The organism is Mycobacterium sp. PDNC021, assembly GCF_048282635.1.
In the GTDB taxonomy this organism is placed as follows: domain Bacteria; phylum Actinomycetota; class Actinomycetes; order Mycobacteriales; family Mycobacteriaceae; genus Mycobacterium; species Mycobacterium llatzerense.
The window spans coordinates 729909-747818 of the sequence record NZ_CP182502.1 but is presented as its reverse complement, the minus strand read 5'-3'; the positions used below and the strand labels follow the sequence as shown (position 1 = coordinate 747818).

The following is a 17910-nucleotide window of genomic DNA, read 5'->3' as shown; positions in this document are numbered from 1 at the left end:
GGGTAGTGGTGTCTGCCCGGGGCTGGCGGAGTTCGAGCTATAGCTCCGTAACGCGCCCGCGCTCGACCAGCCACGACCGATCCAACCGAACGTTCTGCAACATCCGGCGGTCATGGGTCACCAACAGCAGTGCCCCGTCATAGGTTTCGAGCGCCTCCTCGAGTTGCTCGATGGCCGCCAGATCGAGATGGTTGGTCGGCTCATCGAGCACCAGCACATTCGTCCCCCGTGCCTGCAACAAGGCAAGGCCCGCGCGGGTTCGTTCACCGGGCGACAGCTCGTCGACCGTGCGTTCCACATGGTCGGCGCGCAATCCGAACTTCGCGAGCAGAGTGCGCACTTCCGCGGTCGGCCACGTCGGCACGTGTTGTTCGAAGCGATCGACGAGGCGGCTGGCACCGGTGAAATCTGCACGAGCCTGGTCGATTTCGCCGATGGCGACATTGGCGCCCAGACTCGCCCGGCCCTCATCGGGCTGCTGCCGGCCGAGCAGAAGCCGCAGCAGGGTCGACTTTCCCGCCCCATTGGGACCGGTTATACCGATCCGCTCGCCGGCGTCGACCTGCAGCGACACGGGCCCCAGCACGTAATCACCTTGCCGCACAACGGCACTGTCCAATGTCGCGACGACGGAACTCGACCGCGGTGCGGCACCGATGGTGAATTGCAGCGTCCATTCCTTGCGAGGTTCTTCGACTTCCTCGAGGCGGGCGATCCGGCTCTCCATCTGCCGCACCTTCTGCGCCTGCTTCTCGCTCGACTCCGTTTGTGCGCTACGCCGATTCTTGTCGTTGTCGGGTGCCTTGCGCATCGCGTTGCGCACACCCTGACTCGACCACTCCCGCTGCGTGCGTGCACGCGCGACGAGATCGGCCTTCTTCTCGGCGAACTCGTCGTACTGTTCGCGACGGTGTCGACGAGCGACCTCGCGCTCTTCCAGATAACTCTCGTAGCCGCCGCCGAAGATGGTGGTCCTGTTCTGCGCCAGATCGAGTTCCAGAACGTGAGTTACGGTGCGGGCCAGGAACTCTCGATCGTGGCTGACCAGCACGACACCGCCGCGCAGGTTACCGACGATCTCTTCCAGCCGGGCAAGACCGTCGAGGTCGAGATCGTTGGTCGGCTCGTCGAGCAGGACGATGTCGAAACGCGACAGCATCAGCGCCGCGAGCCCCACTCGCGCGGCCTGGCCGCCCGACAACGCGGTCATCAGGGTCGACTCCGGCCGCACCGCGTCGGAATCGAGCCCCAGGTCGGCCAGCACCGCCGGCAGTCGTTCGTCGAGGTCCGCAGCGCCTGTCGCGAGCCAGTGATCCAGCGCCACCGAGTAGCCGTCCGGATCCCCCGCCGGATCTGCCAGCGCCTCTGCCGCCGCGTTCATCGCCTGCGTCGCTGCGGCGCATCCGGTGCGGCGTGCGACGTACGCTGCGACGGTCTCCCCCGGCACCCGTTCGTGCTCCTGCGGCAGCCAGCCGACGAATGCGTCGGCCGGCGCCAGGTTGACCACCCCATCGAGCGGTGCGAGTTCCCCCGCCAGAATCCGCAGCAGCGTGCTCTTACCAGCACCGTTCGGGCCGACCACACCGATCACATCGCCTGGTGCCACCGTCAGGTCGAGCCGCTCGAAGAGCGTGCGGTGGGCAAATCCGCCGGCCAGATTGTTCGTGACAAGCGTTGCGGTCATGGACCAATCGTCGCATTGCCGCACCCACCGATCCGCGTGCCGGTCAGGCTGCCGTCACCGATCGCGTTCACATCCTCGACCGGCCCAACGCTCAGCGACACGTGCCGAACTGCTTGACCTTCGATCCGACCCATTCCTGCCATTGTTTCTCGGTGAGCGGGTCGTTGACCTTGGCGCAGAGCAGCTTCTCCCAGGTTTCCGGCCCAGGCCACGTACGTACTGAGCCATCGTTGAGCCCGGCGACAATGCGGTTCCCGTCGGGACTCATCGCAACCGCAGTGGGGAAAAGCGGAAGATGGTCCGGATCTGGGATCTCACGGGGTTGCTTGATGGCCAGTGCCTGGCCGGCCGGCCGCTGATGGATCGCGTCCCAGATCCGCACGGTGCCGTCCAACGCCCCGGAAATGATGAATCGGCCATCGTGACTGAAGGCGACGGCGGTGACATCACGTTGATGACCCGACATCGACTCACCGAGTTGTGTGCCCGAGGCGACGTCCCACACCCGTAGCTGATCGTCGCCAACCGCGCCGGACACGAGTCGGCTGTTGTCGTCGCTGAACGCAAGGGTGACGTGGCGGGCATTCTTGTCGTAGTCAGCGTCTCCCGCCATCGGCTTCGGCTGCGGCATCCGGGTTCCGGTGTCGGTGTCCCACACGTCGATGTTTCCGTCCGTGTCCGCTGTCGCGAGCCGGCGTCCGTCGGCGCTCAGGCGTATCGCCCGAATCTTGCGATCTCCCAGTTGGTCGACACGGTGTCCGACTTCCTTGCCACTACGGATATCCCAGAACCGAACAATGTCTGGACTCCTGCTGATTGCAGCCAACCGGTTGCCGCCAACCGCAATCACCGTGTCGGTGGTGGCGACGGGTGGAGGTGCATCGGCGAGCTCAGCAGGCAGCGTGACTTTGTCATCGGTCTTGAGCCCCTCGGCAGTCCAGATCTCGCCGCCGCTCCGTGTCGTCATCACGGCTACGACCGCGCCTGCCGAATCGATTGCGGGCGGGATGTTGTTCGCCACCGGCATTCGCACGATAGGAGCATCGACTGGTGTGCCATCGGTATTCCACTGCCGCGCGACGCCTGATGCCGTGGTGGTCACGATCCGGTTGGGCTCCAGCCTCAACCCGACGACCGGGTCCTCCGCGACTCGTCGTGGCGGTGGCGGCGACGGGATGGACCACAGTCGCAACGTCTTGTCGTCACCGACGGACACCAACCCGCCGTCCGCGAAAGCGACGGCTTTGACATCGCCCCCATCACCGGTGACGAGGTCACCGATCTTCTGCTGCGAGCCGGCATCCCATACCTTGATGGTGTCATCGATGCCGCCGGTGACGACCCGCCCACTCCCGGCTGGGTCGAATGCCACGGTCCACACTCCACCCGGATGCGGCAGTGAAACATGGCGATCTACATCGAGATTCTGAATCCAGACCTCGGGGCTCCGGCCGGCAACCGCGAGCCGACGGCCGTCGGGGCTGAAGGCCACACACCACACCGTGCCGGCGAACTTGAACTGCGAACCGAGCTCCTCATGCTTTGGGTCCAGCAGGTTCCATCGGTGGACGGTGCCATCCGTGCTGCCGGTGGCGATGACGTTGCCGTGCAACGCAACTGACTCCACCGCACCACCTCCGACAACAATTTCTTGAACACCTTTTTCTTCGTGGCCGACATTCCAGATCCGCACCTTGCCGTCGGCGCTGCCGGCCACGACGGTGCCGTCCGGCGCTGCGACAATGCTGCGCGTCGGCGTGTCGATCTTCGACTTGGCCAGCGGAGTGGGGTTTCCGGCGGAATCCCATTTTTCGACGGTGCCATCGTTGGCGGCGCTGACCAGTGTGTCGCCGGCGTAGGCGACACTCCACACGACGCCGTGCGAGGTATGCCACTTGTCGTCACGGGGAACCGTGTCGCCACGCGGAGCTGCGGTCTTGGTGTCCCACAACTGGATTTGGCCGTCGACATTGCCCGTCGCCATGGTGGAGCCGTCACGGCTGAACGCAACACTCGTGATCATGGCGTTCGTCGGCACGATCTTGCGCAGATCCCGACGGCCGTTGACGGCATCGAGCAGGGCGCCACTGACAGCCGGTGACGCACTCATCGGGTCGGTCATCAACCGATCCCTCCAGCCGAGCTTCTCGGAGTTTGTCACCAGCGGGGCGGCGATGAGCTGCTGGATGGCCCGATAGTCACCATCCGGGCCTCCGCCGGACAGCATGGCCTGGGCCTCCGACGTCAGTCGTTCTGCGGTGGCTTCCCGAAAATGCATGTGGGACTGCCGATATCCCTTGACTGCAACCCCGCCGGCAAAGATCAGCGCAGCAGCCGTTGCATAGGACAGCCACTTGGCGATCAGCCTTCTCCTGCGACGCCGGCTGCATGCAGCCAGATAGTCCGCGGTGGGGACGTCGCGATTGGTGAAATACCGGCCCTGGGCGGCGAGCTTCTCAGCGTCGCGCAGCCGCTCGCCCCGATGTGCCAAGTGATCGGATTTGCGCTGATGCTTGTCCCAATCAAGAGCCGAAAGTTCGACCCGCTCAGCTGCTTTCAGATAGATGCTCTCATCGGTCAGCCACCTGCTCAGGGCTTTCCAGCGACGTAGCAGGCTTTCGATGGCCACCTCGACAACCGTCCCGCCAGTCTGCTCGGTCTTGGTCAGCACATTCTTGTCCGCCAGCCTGGTCAGCAGATCGTGGCTTTCTCGCGGCAGACCGTCCCAGTCTGCCAAGCGCCGTTGTGGTTGGTCATAGATGTTGATACTGGCCATCGCGGGGATGAAGGCGCGACGCAGGATGCTCAGATTCACGTCGCGCTCAGGGCCGGCGCCTTTCCCGACGACCTCATCGACCAACGTGTCGACGATGCTGTCGACACCGCCGAGTTCGTCGTACTCATCCACCGTGCGAGTCCCGGTCTTGCCGTAACGGATGATCAAATGGTCCAACGTGAGAGCGAGCAGCGGGAGCGCATCTGCGTCAGGGCAGTCCTCGACCAGCCGGTCGACGAGCTCGGCTTCCAGCTCCAGCGGTTCGACGTCCTTGGTATGGCGGGCGGCGGGGCCTTTGATGACCTCACGGAACAGAGTTGGGTGCATCGGAGTGAGTTCGTTGAACGACACACTGCCGACACCGGCGAGGGCGGGCGAGTTCTGCAGAAGCTCGTAGCTGTCCGCGCGGACCGTCGCCAGCATCATCACGGCAGGTGCGGTGCCGTCGTGCCGCGGCAAGAGTTTGGCAAGGATCTGCAGGAACCGCTCGGTCATGTCGACAGCGTCGGACTCCCGGCGGGATGTGCCGAACAGTTCTTCGGCTTGATCCAACGGCAGCACGATCGTCGGCGCCGCAGGGGGTCGCGTGTCACCGCCCCAGGTGGGTGCCGCGAGTCGGGCCTCATCGACCCATTCGACAATCTGCTTGATATCGCCTGCCTGACAGCCTTTTTCGATCGCAAGTAGCTTTGGTTCTCGCAAACCCAGGGACTCGCGCAGGTTGAAAATCGACTTGGCCAAACCATTCGGGCCGGCCAGGACGTCGTGCTCGGGACGCACGACGTCCATCAAGAGAAAGCGACTGTCTTTCTGAATCCGGGGCAGGAGCCCCGCACGCAAGAATGCCGATTTGCCGACCCCTGACGATCCCTGAATCACCAGCATCGATGTCACGCCGGTCTTGTGCATTCCCTTCAATGCGTCCATCGCGGAGACGATCTCGGCGTCGCGGCCGAAGAACACGGCGGCGTCGTAGATGTCGAGGTCCGCCCACCCTCGGTATGGGCTGCGGTCAGGGTCCTTCGGTGGCGGCCACCGAAAGTAGTCGCGGACCACGCCGAGTTCGATCAGGCCCCGGCGCAGTTTCTCAAGTCCCTCTGTCGCGAAGGCGACCTCGGACCCATCGTCGAGCTTGATCGGTATCGATTGAGCCTCAGCGGATCTGACGAACAGGTCGCAGTGCTGCCACGCGCGGGTTTTCGCCGAGGCGGTCGATTCAAGGCGGGCGCACAGGATGTCCTTGTTGAGAGTCTCGCCGTAGCGGAACTCGAGCTGACATTCCGGGGATTGCTCCCAGTCGGTCGACAACAGGCATATCACTGCCTCACATCGACGGTTTGCCGCCTGCAGCGCGGGCTTCCACTGGGCTCCTGGCAGCAAGTCGGCAGCATCAAGGAAGATCTCGTCTTCCAGGCTCGGCTCAGCCTCGATCAGCCATTTCTTGACGGCTCGGGCTTGGTTTGTGTTCTTGCTCGAGTGGCTGATGAAGATCCGCACAAGGTCACCTCGCTACATCCGCTTCCAGACCAACCGTCAGATGAACCCCTGGAAGTGATCCCCACTCACTTCCAGTGCTGCTGCCCTGCCGATCCGCTGGAGGTCCGCCATGTTCTCCACCGCGTCCAGCTTCTGCACACGCACCGGGTCGACGTCGGGCAGTCCTAGATCATCCAGTCCCTGCCTGGTCAGCTTGGCGTTGTACCGAACATACGAAAACAAGGGCGCGACACCAGGAATGGCCTCCTGCTCACCGAGCAGCTCGCCGACCTCCCGGTCCAGTTCCGCGCCGTGACGGCAGTAGCCCAGGACTCGGCACGCCAAATCCTGTTGATTCAGTGCGCCTCCCATGAGTACTCCCGGCACGGACATGGCGTTGTAGACGACGTTCATCGCGAACGGGCGCAGTCGCTCATTTGCCTGCGGCGCCGAGCCGGTACCGACTGAGACGATGAGCATGTTGTCTTTCCCGGTGGGCCATTCCAGGTTGTACTGACGCATGGCGGCCATCAGGAAAAGCTGAAGGGCGGGATTGTTGCTCATCGTCACGCCACCGTCGACGAACACGAACTCACGCTCTACGCCGCGTGTTGCGACCCCGATCGACTCCGGCGGAAAGAACGTCGGTGCCGCGGTGCTGCCCCGAACCAACTGCCAGAGCGGAATGTTCAGATTGCAATCCGGCCGGCTGCGATCGTTGTATATCGCGTGGGGATTGTTGCTGACAGGCCACGGTGAATCGGTGGAGGCATTGCGCAACATCACCATGAGCAGACAACGCAGCGATGCGTCACCGAAAGTGGTGTCGTGACCAAATGTCTCCTGCATCAGTTTCTGCAGGTCACGGCTGTAGTACTTGTACCACGCCCGCCGCCACAGCGACGCTCGGCGGAACATCTGCTTGCCGTGGTTCTGGTAGATATCGCGCAATTCGGCGACCCGCATCCCCCTGGCCAGGCCGGCGGCCAGAATGGCGCCCGTGCTGGTACCGGCGATGTAGTCGAAATAGTCTCCGAGCGTCAGGGATTCATCGCCACTGGCCTCTTGCAGGAGCCTTTCGACCTCGGCGAGAATCTCGAGGGTCAGCACCCCGCGGATGCCACCGCCGTCGAGGGCAAGCAGCTTCTTCGGCGTGCCAGCGTCCAACCGTTCGAGATAACTCATCGCGCATCCCTTCGGACTGCCTGGAGATTATCTGTTCATCGAACCGATGTGAGCAAATTCGCAGAATTCTGCGCAAACTTCAGCAGACCGGACCAATCCGAGCGAAATCGACTGGTCCGCTACCCACTCGCAACCCGGCAATACATGAAGTGCCCGTGTTTGGGAGATCCGTTTTCGTGTGCAGCAAACTAGTGATCTCGACGGCGCAACGAAGACTGCGCTGACCAAGACGTCGGGCCGTTCTTGCACGACAGCTATGCCGGCGGCGCGGCCATCCCGGCGAGCATCTGCGCGGCGAATTCGGGGTCCAACCCGGATTTTCGGCCGTCGGCAGCGGCGAGGTCAGCGGCAATGGCGCGGTGCCGGGCGGCGGGCGTGAGTGCGTTGAGGGCAACCACGGCGCTCAGAGACCGCCGACCAGCGCGTCGAGTTTCGCGTAGCCCTGGTCGACGCCCGTCTCCATCCCGGACGCCAGCCAGGCGTCGCGTCCCTCGAAGCTGTCCACCAACGATTGCGCGTGCAGCCTGGTGCGGCCGTCACCGAGATCTTCGAACCACAACGTCTCGAGAGAAACGTCGTCGGGCATGCCCTCGAAGGTGAAGGTCTGCACGATCTTGTCCTCGCCGACGGTGTGGAAGCACCCGCGGAAGCCGAACTCCTGGCCGTCGCGGCTCGCCACATAACGCCAGCTGCCGCCGTCTCGGGCGTCCCACTCCAGGATCCGGGTGTCCATACCGTCGGGTCCGACCCAGCGGGCGAACACCTCCGGATCAGTATGTGCCTTCAGCAATTGTGCTGGGGTGGCATGGAAATCGCGGGTGATGCGGATGAGTGGCACATCCTTGTCGGCTTCGATCACGGCCTGTGCGGTGTTCATGATGCTTTGCCCTTTCGTCGCGGTTTCGCTTCGGTGTCATTCATCTCTGCCAGCACCGCATCCAGGCGCTGGTAACGCTGTTCGGCCTGCCGTTGGTAACGCTCGATCCACTTGGTCATCAGGTCGAACACCTGCGCTTCCAAGTGCACCGGCCGGGTCTGTGCCGCGCGGCCGCGGCTGACCAGTCCCGCGTCCTCGAGCACTTTGAGGTGCTTGGAGACCGCCTGCATGCTGACGTCGTACGGTTCGGCGAGTTCGCTGACCGTGGCGTCAGCCGTCGTCAGCCGGGTGACGATGTCTCGACGGAGCGGATCACTCAGCGCTGCAAATACTTTCGACAACGGGTCCGTCATTCTGTTCCTCAACTATTTGGTTGAGTACGAGTGTGCGCGCGGACACCACCGTTGTCAACCTATTGGTTGAATACGATGTCCACGCGGCGGTCACGGTAACTGTGTCCACGCCGACTGATACCGGGCCGAGGCGAAAGCGTGGCTCAGTACAGCTACGTGGCGCGGCAGCAACAGATAATGTGCACTCGCACAGGCGGCAAAGCCATGCATGGTCGCGGATCAACATGCTCGACGAAAGGCGGTGAGGACTACGTTCGGCGAATTCTGGAGTTGGTTGGTCAATCGCGACTGGACGTTGAGCCAGATCCACACCCCGATGGAGTGGTTCGCGTTCCTCAGCATCCCGTTGTTCACTGCGGTGATCGGCTGGCTCATCAACTGGACCGGCCTGATCATGCTGTTCTACCCGGTCAACTTCCACGGGTTCAGAATCCCGGGGATGAGGGAGCTGGCACGGCTGCTGCCGCACAAACTGCAGGAAATCCCCGGCATCCTCCAGGGCGGTGTCGGCTGGCAGGGCATCGTGCCGGCGCGCGCGGCCAAGATGGGCTCGATCGCGTCCGACAAGGCCATTGCCAAGCTCGGTACGCCTGCGGAGTTCTATCAGCAGCTCGAGCCGGACAAGATCGCCGAGCACATCGTCAGGCTTTTCCAGCCCGAGATCCCGCAGCTCGTCGATGAGGTGATGGTCGCCAACGATCCGCAGTTCTGGCGCGACCTGCCTACCGTCGGCAAACGCGCGATCGTCGCCCGGGTCCAGTCGCAATTGCCGGAAGTGGTGCAATCGATCACCACCGAGATCGGCATCCATATCGACCAGTTGCTCGACCCCAAGATCATGGTCATCGAGCACTTCCGCAAGAACCCTGATCTGGTCATCCGCGTCTTCAAGGACATCGGCCAGCGCGAGCTCAACCTGATGGTCAACTTCGGCTTCATCTTCGGGTTCGTGTTGGGCATTCCGGTCGCGTTCATCGATCACTGGTTCCATACGTGGTGGATGCTGCCGACGCTGGGCGTCTTCGTCGGCTGGATCACCAACGCGCTCGGTATGTGGCTCATCTTCGAACCGACCGAACCAACCCGCTACTTCGGCATCAAGGTCCAGGGGTTGTTCCTCCGGCGGCAAGACCAGGCCGCCGAGGTATACGCCGGGATCATTGCCGACGACGTCATCACGCTGGAACGCATCGGCGACTTCCTGATCGACGGCCCGAGCGGCGACCGCACCCGCCAGCTGATGGGGGCCGCGCTGGGCCCGGCCATCGACCGGGCAGCCGGCCCGATCCGGGGCGCCGCGCGCGTGGCACTCGGAGCCCAGGCTTACGACTCGATCAAGGCAGGCTTTGCCGCCGAGGCCGTCGGCCGGACGCTGACACCCTTCAAGGACGAAGAGTTCTCGAAGGCGCAGTCAGGGAAAATCCGCACGCTGATTGCCCAACGCACCAAAGAACTTCCGCCTACCGACTTCGTAGAGATGTTGCGGTCGGCTATCAAGGAAGATGAGTGGATGCTCTACGCTCACGGCGCGATCATGGGCGCGGCGGGTGGCTTCCTTCACTACGGCATTTTCTTGGGACTTGGTGTGGCATGAGTGACGACCGACGTCAGGGTTCCGGACGGCGCCACGCCCAGTGGGGACCGTTCAGCGCCACGTTCTCTCCCCCACCGGAGCCGTCCTCGTCGCTCATCCCGACGGGCGTCGGCGAAGCACTGCCCGGCCTGGTCCGCCTGGCCGCGACGGCCTGGGTGCGTACAGCCGAGTGGACGCTGGTTGCGGGGCTCAAAACAGGTCGTCGCGCACTCGAGATAGCCGCTGACCCGGCATCCGCGGCCGACTCCGCCCGCGAGCTGATCGCCGGAGTCGCCCAGGCCGGCGCTGTATTCGGCGATCTGGCCAAGGCGGTCTCCAATGGCGTCTCGGTGTCGGAGGCCGTCGTCCAGGTCAGTGGCTCGCTCACGAAGACGGTGACGACACAGGAAGTCGCGCATCGGCAGGAGGCGGAGGAAGAGCGCCAACACCAGATGGAGCAGTCGTTGCGTGCTCAGGGGCAGGCGCTGCTGAGCCGCTCGCGCGACGTGTGGAACACCGAGCGCGGTCACCCCGCCTACGCCCGCATCCTCGAGGAGATGGCTCCCGACGAGGCCCGCATCCTGCTGTTACTCCTGCGCGGCGGACCGCAGCCGGCGGTCGATGTCCGCACGGGTGGCCCCATTGGCATGGTGTCCTCGAGGTTGGTGGCTCCGGGCCTCAACATGATCGGTCCGCGGGCCGGGCTGCGGTATCTGGACAACGTTCCTGCCTACCTCAACAACCTGTTCCGGCTGGGACTGATCTGGTTCTCGCAGGAGCAACTGCGCGACCCGCTCGAGTATCAGGTCGTCGAGGCGCAGCCAGACGTACTGGCCGCGATGCACTCGGTGCGCGCGCACAAGATCGTCCGTCGCTCGATCCATCTCACGCCGTTCGGCGTCGACTTCTGCCGCGCCTGTCTCGTGGACGAGGGCGAAGACGTCGCGGCCCTGCCCGAGCACCAGGCGCCGCACGACATCGACTGACCGTCGCCTTACGCCGTGACCCGCATTTCAGCGCCCGGGTGCGAACTCAGCGTGATGACCACGGTGCCGCTGCCCGTTGCGAACGAGGTGCTCGCGTAGCCGATGAATCCGTAGTGGCCGTCGATCGTCGACACCGAGGTGATGTCGCCGCGTCCCGCGGCACCGGTGTCGAGGTTTTTCCATGCGGCCGTCACGGTGAGGGTGCACGAACCGTCGTAGACGCCGGCGTCGTAGCGGATCGATACGCCGACGCCGTGCCCCACCTGGTCACCGATCTGCACCGGCGCCGCCTGCGCGTCGGCGCTGACGGTGCCGCCGCACGTCGGGGAGGCCACGACCGGAATCGCTGCCAGTTGCGCGAAGGCGTCGGCATTGGCAGTCCCCATCGAGAGCGAGGGCACCAAGACCGCGCCGACAAGAGCTGTGGCAGCTCGCGGTGAAATCATGACTGTCCTATCGGCGATCACGCGGGCAGTGTTAGCACGCCGGGATACGCCGTCAGCCGACACGCGGAACGACCAGCTTCGCGAGTTCGACGTCGTCTTCGCGATCCTGATCTGACCAGTCACCCTTGATATTTGCGACCTTCACGGAAACCACCAGTCCGTCCTTGACTGCCACGAGGCTCTCGCCGGGGCCGAACCAGTAGGCCTCGAAGCCGAGAGCGTCGACTCGGTTGTCCGGGCTGATGACGTGGAAATGGTTGATGGGGGCGGCCGGATCAGTTGGCCTCGGCCGAATCGACACTTCGATTTCGCGGGTGGTGCCCGTGTAGTAGCAGGCACCATCGCCGACAGGCACCGGCGGGTGACCGTCGTAGGAGAACTGCCTTTGGGCATCGTCGCCCACGTATTTCATGGCGACGTCTGGGGTGAGCAGGTCGCACGGATGCGTCGTCTGCGCCGCGCTTGTCGGCGTAGCCGTGCGACTCGGCGCTGCGCTCGCAGTGGCACTGGGTGTCGCACTCGCGGTGGTGGTCGATACAGGCACGGTGACGGTCGCCGCAGGAGGTGCGGTGACCGTCGTCGTCACCGACGGAGAGCTCGGCGTTTGGCACGCCGTGGCCCCGGCAATCGCGACGGCACTCATCAACGCAGTCAACCGGATTGCTGTAGACATCAGACTCCCTCGAGTTTGAATCAGCCGGCACGTTAGTCCGCCGCCGACTTCACGGCGCATCCGCTGTTGTCGCTCCACCATGTCGGCATCAAGGTTGCGGTGGCCGCCTTGGGGAATTCTTGGGACGTAGTCCGACTCTTACTGGCGGGCGTGCTGCGTGAGCTGGGAGGCGATGGACTCGATTGCCTGTGCCAGGTCCAAGTACGGGATGTTGGGGTCGCGTTCGTGGTAGATCGCGGTGACGATGACCGGAAGTGTCGCAACAGCTTCCGGATAGCTTTCGCTGTTCATTCGCGCCACCGCCTCGGCCACTGGCACACCCTGGTCGAAGAGACGCGTCGCGTCGGTATGCAGGCTCGACCAGAATCTGATTCCGCGATCGATGGCTGCGTTGATCTCGCCGCCGACGAGGACGGGACCGTGGCCGGCCACGACTTTCCTGGCGCCGAAGGCGCGAATGCGCTCCAGTGCTTTGATCCAATGCGGGATCGAACCCGACCAGGTGACCGCAACGACGTTGTGGGTCAACAGATCTCCCGCGTACAGCACGCCCAGTTCGGGGAGGTAGGCGATGGCGTCACCTACCGTGTGCGCGGGCCCGAGTTCGTGGAGCTCGACGTCCAGTTTGCCTACTCTTAGCGCCTTTTCGCCGTTGAACGTGGTGTCAGCGGCCCGGACCTGCACCTCGGAGAAGTTGAATGGCCGCCCGAGCGGTGCGAGGGCCTGCAGGGCGCCGCCCGGTTGGGTGTCCGTGTTCAGCAGTTTTGCGGTGAGGTCGGCATGTTCCTGCGTCATCAACACACTGGCGGCTTCGGTGGTGATGATCTCGGTATCGGCGGAGAACACCTGATTGCCGAAGAAGTGGTCACCATCGGTGTGGGTGTTGAAGACGTACCGGACCGGTGCAGTCGCAATATGTTCGTCCATTTGCGCGCACATTGCCCGGGCATGTTGCACGTCGTAAAGCGTGTCGATGACCAGTGCTTCGCCGGCGCTCACCACCAGGCCGGCGTTGGCCAACCCGAGGGCTTCATTGCCGGAGAGAAAGACGTGGGCTCCCCCGCCGAGGTCGAATAGGCCTTCCTCAAAAGGGATTTCGTCGGTCATTGTCCGTCCTTTGCTCGTTCGTCGTGCAGCTTGGCGGTGGCGTCGGCCAGAATGTTCGCGACATCAGCCGCATCTTCTTCGGGGACGATGCCGAGGGTCTTGATGAACATCGCGGTCATCACGTAGTGGCCGACCAGCAGCGTCAACTCGGCAATTTCGTTGTCGGAGAAGAACTCCTGCATGGCAGTCGGGTCGGCTCCGTCGCCCTTGATCCGCGCCAGGAGGTCGTCAACAAACCCGATGAGGACGTCGACGGACCGGTCCCCGAACGACGTAGCCCCCGACAGCACGTCGTCGATCGTCGAATCCGAAACCCCGACGGCCCGCGCTTCGGGCACGTGGTGATGGGTCTCGTACGGCGCGTTCGTCACTGCACCGACACGCAAGATCACCAACTCCCGCACCTGCGGCGACAACGCACCAGTGCGAAATGAAAGGCCAAGTGCCAGATAGGGCTTCGCGCTGGATCTGGTCATGACCAAGCCCCTCGACAGGTTCGCCGGGAAAAGCTCGTAGACCTCGCGTTGCGCCGAGTCCAGGTCCTCCACATTTGGCAGTTGAACAGCCACGAGTCCTCACCTTCGCTTCAAAGGAGTCGATATCGGCGCCGCTCATAAGAAACGGTGCGTTCCCTATGGCCGAGGGTAGCGCGACGCGATAAGATACGCAACGTGTCTAATCGAGACGCGGCCGCGCCGCCCGAGCCTGCATCACGGCGCCGGGACGACGCGCTGATGTCCGCCATCCGCGACGCCACCTGGGCCGAGCTGACGGATCACGGATACTCCGGTGTCACGTTCGAAGGTGTCGCCCGCCGCGCAAAGACCGGAAAGCCAGTCCTATACCGCCGCTACAGTTCTCGGGCGCAAATGGTCACCGACGCCCTACCGACGCTTCGCACCCCACCCGCCGAGGTGCCTTCGTCTCAGAACCTTCGCGAGGACATCCTCACGATGGTCAATACCCTGGTCAATGAGTGGCGACAGATCGGACTTGACACCTTCCGCAGTCTTATCGCCGAAGCCGACGACGCCACCCTGGAGACTTTCCAGACGAAGGTGGCCGCACACACGGATCACACGATTCGCCGCACCCTGGACGCCGCGCGAGATCGAGGCGAGATAGGACCTGCCAGAATTCCCGACCGCGTGGCAACAAGCATCCTGGCACTCGTGCGTAACGAGTTATTGTTTGGGCGCAACACAATTCAATCCAGTAGCCTGGCCGAGCTGGTCGACCTCATCTACCTGCCGGCAGTTGACTCAGCGTCGCGCAAACAGGCATAGGGCCAGCCCGTTCATGTTGAGACCGTGACGGTGTTCGCGGCGGCACTGGAGCGACTGGGTTTCCGGTTCACCGCGCTCGCCGGCCGCGTCACCCTGGGCGCGGAAGCCGTCGGCCCGCGGACGCGCGCGCTGATCGTCGTCGAATTCGACGACCGTCGACGCTGGCTCTGCGATGTCGGATTCGGCCGCGGGCCACTCGAACCCATCGAACTCATCGCGGGAAACGAGGTCGATCAAGACGGATGGCAGTTGCGACTGTCCCGTGCGCCGCTCGGCACCGACACCGACGTACTACACCCTGACCAGTGGGCATTGCGGCAGCGGTCGAGTGTGGACGGCACGGTCGAATGGCTCGACCGGCACGTCTTCACGCTCGACCCGCAGTACCGATCGACTATGCGGTCGGCAATCACTACGTGTCTACCTCGCCGCGATCACCGTTCACCGCCCGGCCGTTCGTCCAGCGATTCGCCGCCGACGTCCAGCATGTTCTCGACGGAACCACCTGGACCACAACGAATCCCGACGGATCCTGCTTCACACGTGACGTTGAGGTCGGCGAGGTGCCGGCATTGTTGGCGAACACCTTCGGCATTGAGTTGTCCGACGCCGAAAGTGCGCTCCTCGTGGAATGGATGCGCACACACCTCTAGGGGTTGGCGGGCCAGACGGCAGACACTGAGTCGTCCCCGCCTGCTCGTGCATACACACGTCAACCGACCGGTCCGCAACGTGCCAAGTCAGCCATTGTGCGCGAGATCACTGCTCGCTGACGTTCGGACTCAGGCGCGGATTCCGACTACCTCTTTGCAGAGTTCGTCATTGCTGCCGGACGCCGATTCGGATGCAAGCATGAGGATTCGTCTTGAGGGACTACGTACCGGATCACCGGCCATTTTGGGGTGTTCGACACTGGGTCCAGTTAGCCATCACGTTGGTGGCCACGCTGGCTTTGGTCGTCGGCTGGGTGCAGTGGCTGACCCCCTGCTGAGCCCACGACCGCTGGCGACCTCGCATGCGCGGGCGTCGACACGGTGGTCGGTGTCCGCGACTGCGTGGGCGTAGCGGTCGGCGCTTGGGTCATGGGTTGATGGTGTGCTCCCCGTCTTGACGGCCCCAGACGTATTCGGATGCGAAAGGCGAACCCAGGCCGAGATGGTTGTACGGCGCGATCGACGCGCCAGTGTCCATCACCATGTACGGCATCGGCCAGATGTCCTTGCTGACTGTCCAGCAGCCCGGGCGACCCATCGGACCGCCGGAGGCGTTGATGCGGGGCAGGTTGTCCGGATAGACATACGCGTTGGCGGCGCCGACCAGTTCTTGATTCATCGCCAGCGAGTAGCCGTTACCGCCCACGCCCTTGGCCGCGGCCGGCGCACCGGTGGCGAAACCGCGGAACATGCAGTCGAGCTCAGGGCTGTACTTGTCCAGCAACCGGGCGGTCGGCAACAGGTCCTCGGCGCCCCGGGTCAGGTACGGGCCGTCACGTTCGAAGATGTCGCCACCGGTGTTTCCGAACCCGACGGCCGACATCAGCGCCTGGTCGATGTTGCCGCGCTGGTCATTCAGAGTGCGCTCGGTGGTCACGGCACTCTTGAGGCCGTCCCACAGATCCGGGGATGCGTTGGCGTACAGCTCAGATAGGTCGGCGACAGCGTTGACGTCGTGCCGGAAGGTCGGCATCCGCTGGTTCAGGTCAGCCAGGATCGTGTTGCCGTTGACCAGCGACTGACCGAACTTGTCACCCAGCCCGTCGAGGGCCTGGGCGGCCGCGGTCAGCGTCGCGTTCAGCTTGATCGGGTCGACCTGCTCGGAGATCGCGGTGATGGTCTCGAACAGCGTGTTGAACTCGGTGGTGACGCCACCGGCGTTGAGCACGTCACCACTTTTGACACGCTGCGGCGACGGGTTCGCCGGCGAGGTGAACGAGATGTACTTGTTACCAAAAGCCGTGGTGGCCAACAGTTTAACGTCCACATTGCTCGGCAACAGGCTCAGGTACTGCGGATCGACGCGGAGGACGAGTTTGGCGTGAGTGCGGCCGTCACTACCGCTTTGAGCCTCGGCGGCCTGCAGTCGGCCGATCGGCACCCCGTTGTAGGTGACCTTGGAACCGGGGTCCATCGACAACCCGGATCGGTTGTACACCACATACAGCACGGCCTTGGTGTCGAAATAGCCTCGGAACTGGGACCAAGTCAGTGCTAGCACCAGCACAGCGAACAGCACCAACCCCACCGCTGCCGCCCGGTACGGCGGGCTCCGGTCAGGGTTCAACGGGGCGTGGACCTGCCCCTCGGCGATCGGCGGCGGTGGCAACCCATCGACGTGTTCCGTCGAATTGGGACCCGCCATCGCACCTCCTTGCTAACTCCTGGCGCCAAGCGCCCTGTCATTAAACGCTGTATCGGGGGTTGGCTGAAACCTGTTCACCTGCATGGTGTTTGGACTCACATTGGCCCGGGTGACGTGTCGACCGTCACGTAAATCGTGTCCGGCGAGATCTATTGCGCGCTGGTGACTTCGAGAAGCCATCTACATCGACAAGGGCTTCAGCACGAACGCCGACATCACGGCTTCCTGCGTTTACGCCATTCAGCATCCGTACTGAGAAGTACGTTGCTCGGCGACGCGCCTTTCGAACTCTGAACAGCACGTGCGAGTGCAGTCGGGTTCACCTTCACCGTTGAACTGGTTACGAGTGCCGCCCCACCGCAACACTGTTCGCCACGGCAGCGCCGTGATCGGTACGGATCAGGTGCAGACACAGGTCATTCGGGCCGCGAATCACGCCGAGCTGCGAGATATTCGCGGCACTGCACGAGTGCCAGGAACAACACTGCGAAACCGAAGTAGTAGAACTGGTTTGCCGCACCCGCGTGGTTCTGGATCAGTCTCAGCCCGAATCCCAACATCGCGAATGCGGTGGCGCTGAGGAACAATGCCAGCTTGAAGAACGGCAGCGATGCCCCCGGCAGGAACTCCCTGCGGAGCAGACTGATGACTGCGAGCACAACGATGGTCAGCTCGAGCACGCCCATCGACGTGATCAGGATGTCGGTCACACCCAGCCTATTCAGGATCGAATCCTTGAAGACGCCGGCGTAATACGGGACGGTGCGACCCCGGACGAACAACTTCTCGTAGCCGGGAAGCCAAAAGGTGTAGACGATCACCGCGTAGATCGGCAGGAGCAGGACAACGTCGAGCAGCTTGTTGACTCGCTGGGTCAGCAAAGTTCGGCACCTTTCATCGCGTCAGCTTCGGCAACGTCGTGGGTGCACGGGGCATTCCTCGTCGGTTCGTTCAGGATGACTCGCACTCTGGCGTTGGTTCTGTCTCACGCCCGTTGCACCGGGTTTGTCTCACGAAGCGATTCATTTCCTATCGCCTCCTATCGCCGAGCCGCAGACTGTGCCCTGATGTCCTGGCTCTGCGGAATTCTCGCGCCTGAGGTGCAATTGATCGTCCGAATGTGAATTCGA

General features: G+C 63.5%; 15 protein-coding genes and 1 pseudogene. 4 read left to right on the top strand and 12 right to left on the bottom strand.

The window, feature by feature from the left end:
• Positions 1–37: 37 nt before the first annotated feature.
• The 6 genes from abc-f to ACNO8X_RS03415 all read right to left on the bottom strand — a co-directional run bounded on the left by abc-f (position 38) and on the right by ACNO8X_RS03415 (position 8351).
• Complete coding sequence (gene abc-f, locus ACNO8X_RS03440; RefSeq protein ID WP_418004153.1) at positions 38–1684, bottom strand: ribosomal protection-like ABC-F family protein; 1647 nt, start codon at positions 1682–1684, stop codon at positions 38–40.
• A gap of 91 nt (positions 1685–1775) precedes the next feature.
• A complete protein-coding gene (locus ACNO8X_RS03435) occupies positions 1776–5957 on the bottom strand; it encodes a TIR domain-containing protein (RefSeq protein WP_418004152.1) in 4182 nt (1393 codons plus the stop codon).
• A gap of 36 nt (positions 5958–5993) precedes the next feature.
• Positions 5994–7121 carry a patatin-like phospholipase family protein gene (locus tag ACNO8X_RS03430; protein WP_418004151.1) on the bottom strand — a complete coding sequence of 376 codons (1128 nt, stop codon included), beginning with the start codon at positions 7119–7121 and terminating at the stop codon, positions 5994–5996.
• A 254-nt stretch (positions 7122–7375) separates the two neighbouring features.
• Positions 7376–7519, bottom strand: a complete 144-nt coding sequence (locus ACNO8X_RS03425) for a hypothetical protein (RefSeq protein WP_418004150.1) — start codon at positions 7517–7519, stop codon at positions 7376–7378.
• 5 nt (positions 7520–7524) lie between these two features.
• Positions 7525–7998: an SRPBCC family protein gene (locus ACNO8X_RS03420; protein ID WP_260934950.1), complete on the bottom strand. Its 474-nt coding sequence runs from the start codon at positions 7996–7998 to the stop codon at positions 7525–7527.
• A complete protein-coding gene (locus ACNO8X_RS03415) occupies positions 7995–8351 on the bottom strand; it encodes an ArsR/SmtB family transcription factor (RefSeq protein WP_418004149.1) in 357 nt (118 codons plus the stop codon). Before ACNO8X_RS03415 ends, ACNO8X_RS03420 begins: the two co-directional genes overlap by 4 nt.
• A gap of 358 nt (positions 8352–8709) precedes the next feature.
• Between ACNO8X_RS03415 and ACNO8X_RS03410 the strand changes: the two genes are divergently transcribed.
• Positions 8710–9945 (top strand): hypothetical protein, encoded by a 1236-nt coding sequence (locus ACNO8X_RS03410; protein ID WP_418004148.1) that lies wholly within the window; start codon positions 8710–8712, stop codon positions 9943–9945.
• On the top strand, positions 9942–10910 hold the full coding sequence (locus ACNO8X_RS03405; protein WP_418004147.1) for an Abi-alpha family protein: 969 nt from the start codon (positions 9942–9944) through the stop codon (positions 10908–10910). The genes ACNO8X_RS03410 and ACNO8X_RS03405 overlap by 4 nt, the downstream gene beginning before the upstream one ends.
• An 8-nt stretch (positions 10911–10918) precedes the next feature.
• Here ACNO8X_RS03405 and ACNO8X_RS03400 read toward each other — a convergent pair whose 3' ends face one another.
• The 4 genes from ACNO8X_RS03400 to ACNO8X_RS03385 all read right to left on the bottom strand — a co-directional run bounded on the left by ACNO8X_RS03400 (position 10919) and on the right by ACNO8X_RS03385 (position 13705).
• A complete protein-coding gene (locus ACNO8X_RS03400; protein WP_418004146.1) occupies positions 10919–11356 on the bottom strand; it encodes a hypothetical protein in 438 nt (145 codons plus the stop codon).
• Positions 11357–11408: 52 nt separating this feature from the next.
• Positions 11409–12029: a hypothetical protein gene (locus ACNO8X_RS03395; RefSeq protein ID WP_418004145.1), complete on the bottom strand. Its 621-nt coding sequence runs from the start codon at positions 12027–12029 to the stop codon at positions 11409–11411.
• Between the two features lie 138 nt (positions 12030–12167).
• Entirely contained in the window at positions 12168–13136 is a 969-nt protein-coding gene (locus ACNO8X_RS03390) for an MBL fold metallo-hydrolase (protein ID WP_418004144.1), read from the bottom strand.
• Positions 13133–13705 carry a carboxymuconolactone decarboxylase family protein gene (locus ACNO8X_RS03385; RefSeq protein WP_418004143.1) on the bottom strand — a complete coding sequence of 191 codons (573 nt, stop codon included), beginning with the start codon at positions 13703–13705 and terminating at the stop codon, positions 13133–13135. Before ACNO8X_RS03385 ends, ACNO8X_RS03390 begins: the two co-directional genes overlap by 4 nt.
• Before the next feature lie 165 nt (positions 13706–13870).
• On the opposite strand from ACNO8X_RS03385, the gene ACNO8X_RS03380 reads away from it, so the two are divergent.
• Positions 13871–14422, top strand: a complete 552-nt coding sequence (locus tag ACNO8X_RS03380) for a TetR/AcrR family transcriptional regulator (protein ID WP_418005759.1) — start codon at positions 13871–13873, stop codon at positions 14420–14422.
• Positions 14423–14446: 24 nt separating this feature from the next.
• A pseudogene (locus ACNO8X_RS03375) lies at positions 14447–15075 on the top strand (arylamine N-acetyltransferase family protein).
• A gap of 427 nt (positions 15076–15502) precedes the next feature.
• Here ACNO8X_RS03375 and ACNO8X_RS03370 read toward each other — a convergent pair.
• Complete coding sequence (locus ACNO8X_RS03370) at positions 15503–16780, bottom strand: MCE family protein (protein ID WP_418004142.1); 1278 nt, start codon at positions 16778–16780, stop codon at positions 15503–15505.
• Positions 16781–17196: 416 nt separating this feature from the next.
• Positions 17197–17661, bottom strand: a complete 465-nt coding sequence (locus tag ACNO8X_RS03365) for a hypothetical protein (protein WP_418004141.1) — start codon at positions 17659–17661, stop codon at positions 17197–17199.
• Positions 17662–17910: the final 249 nt, after the last annotated feature.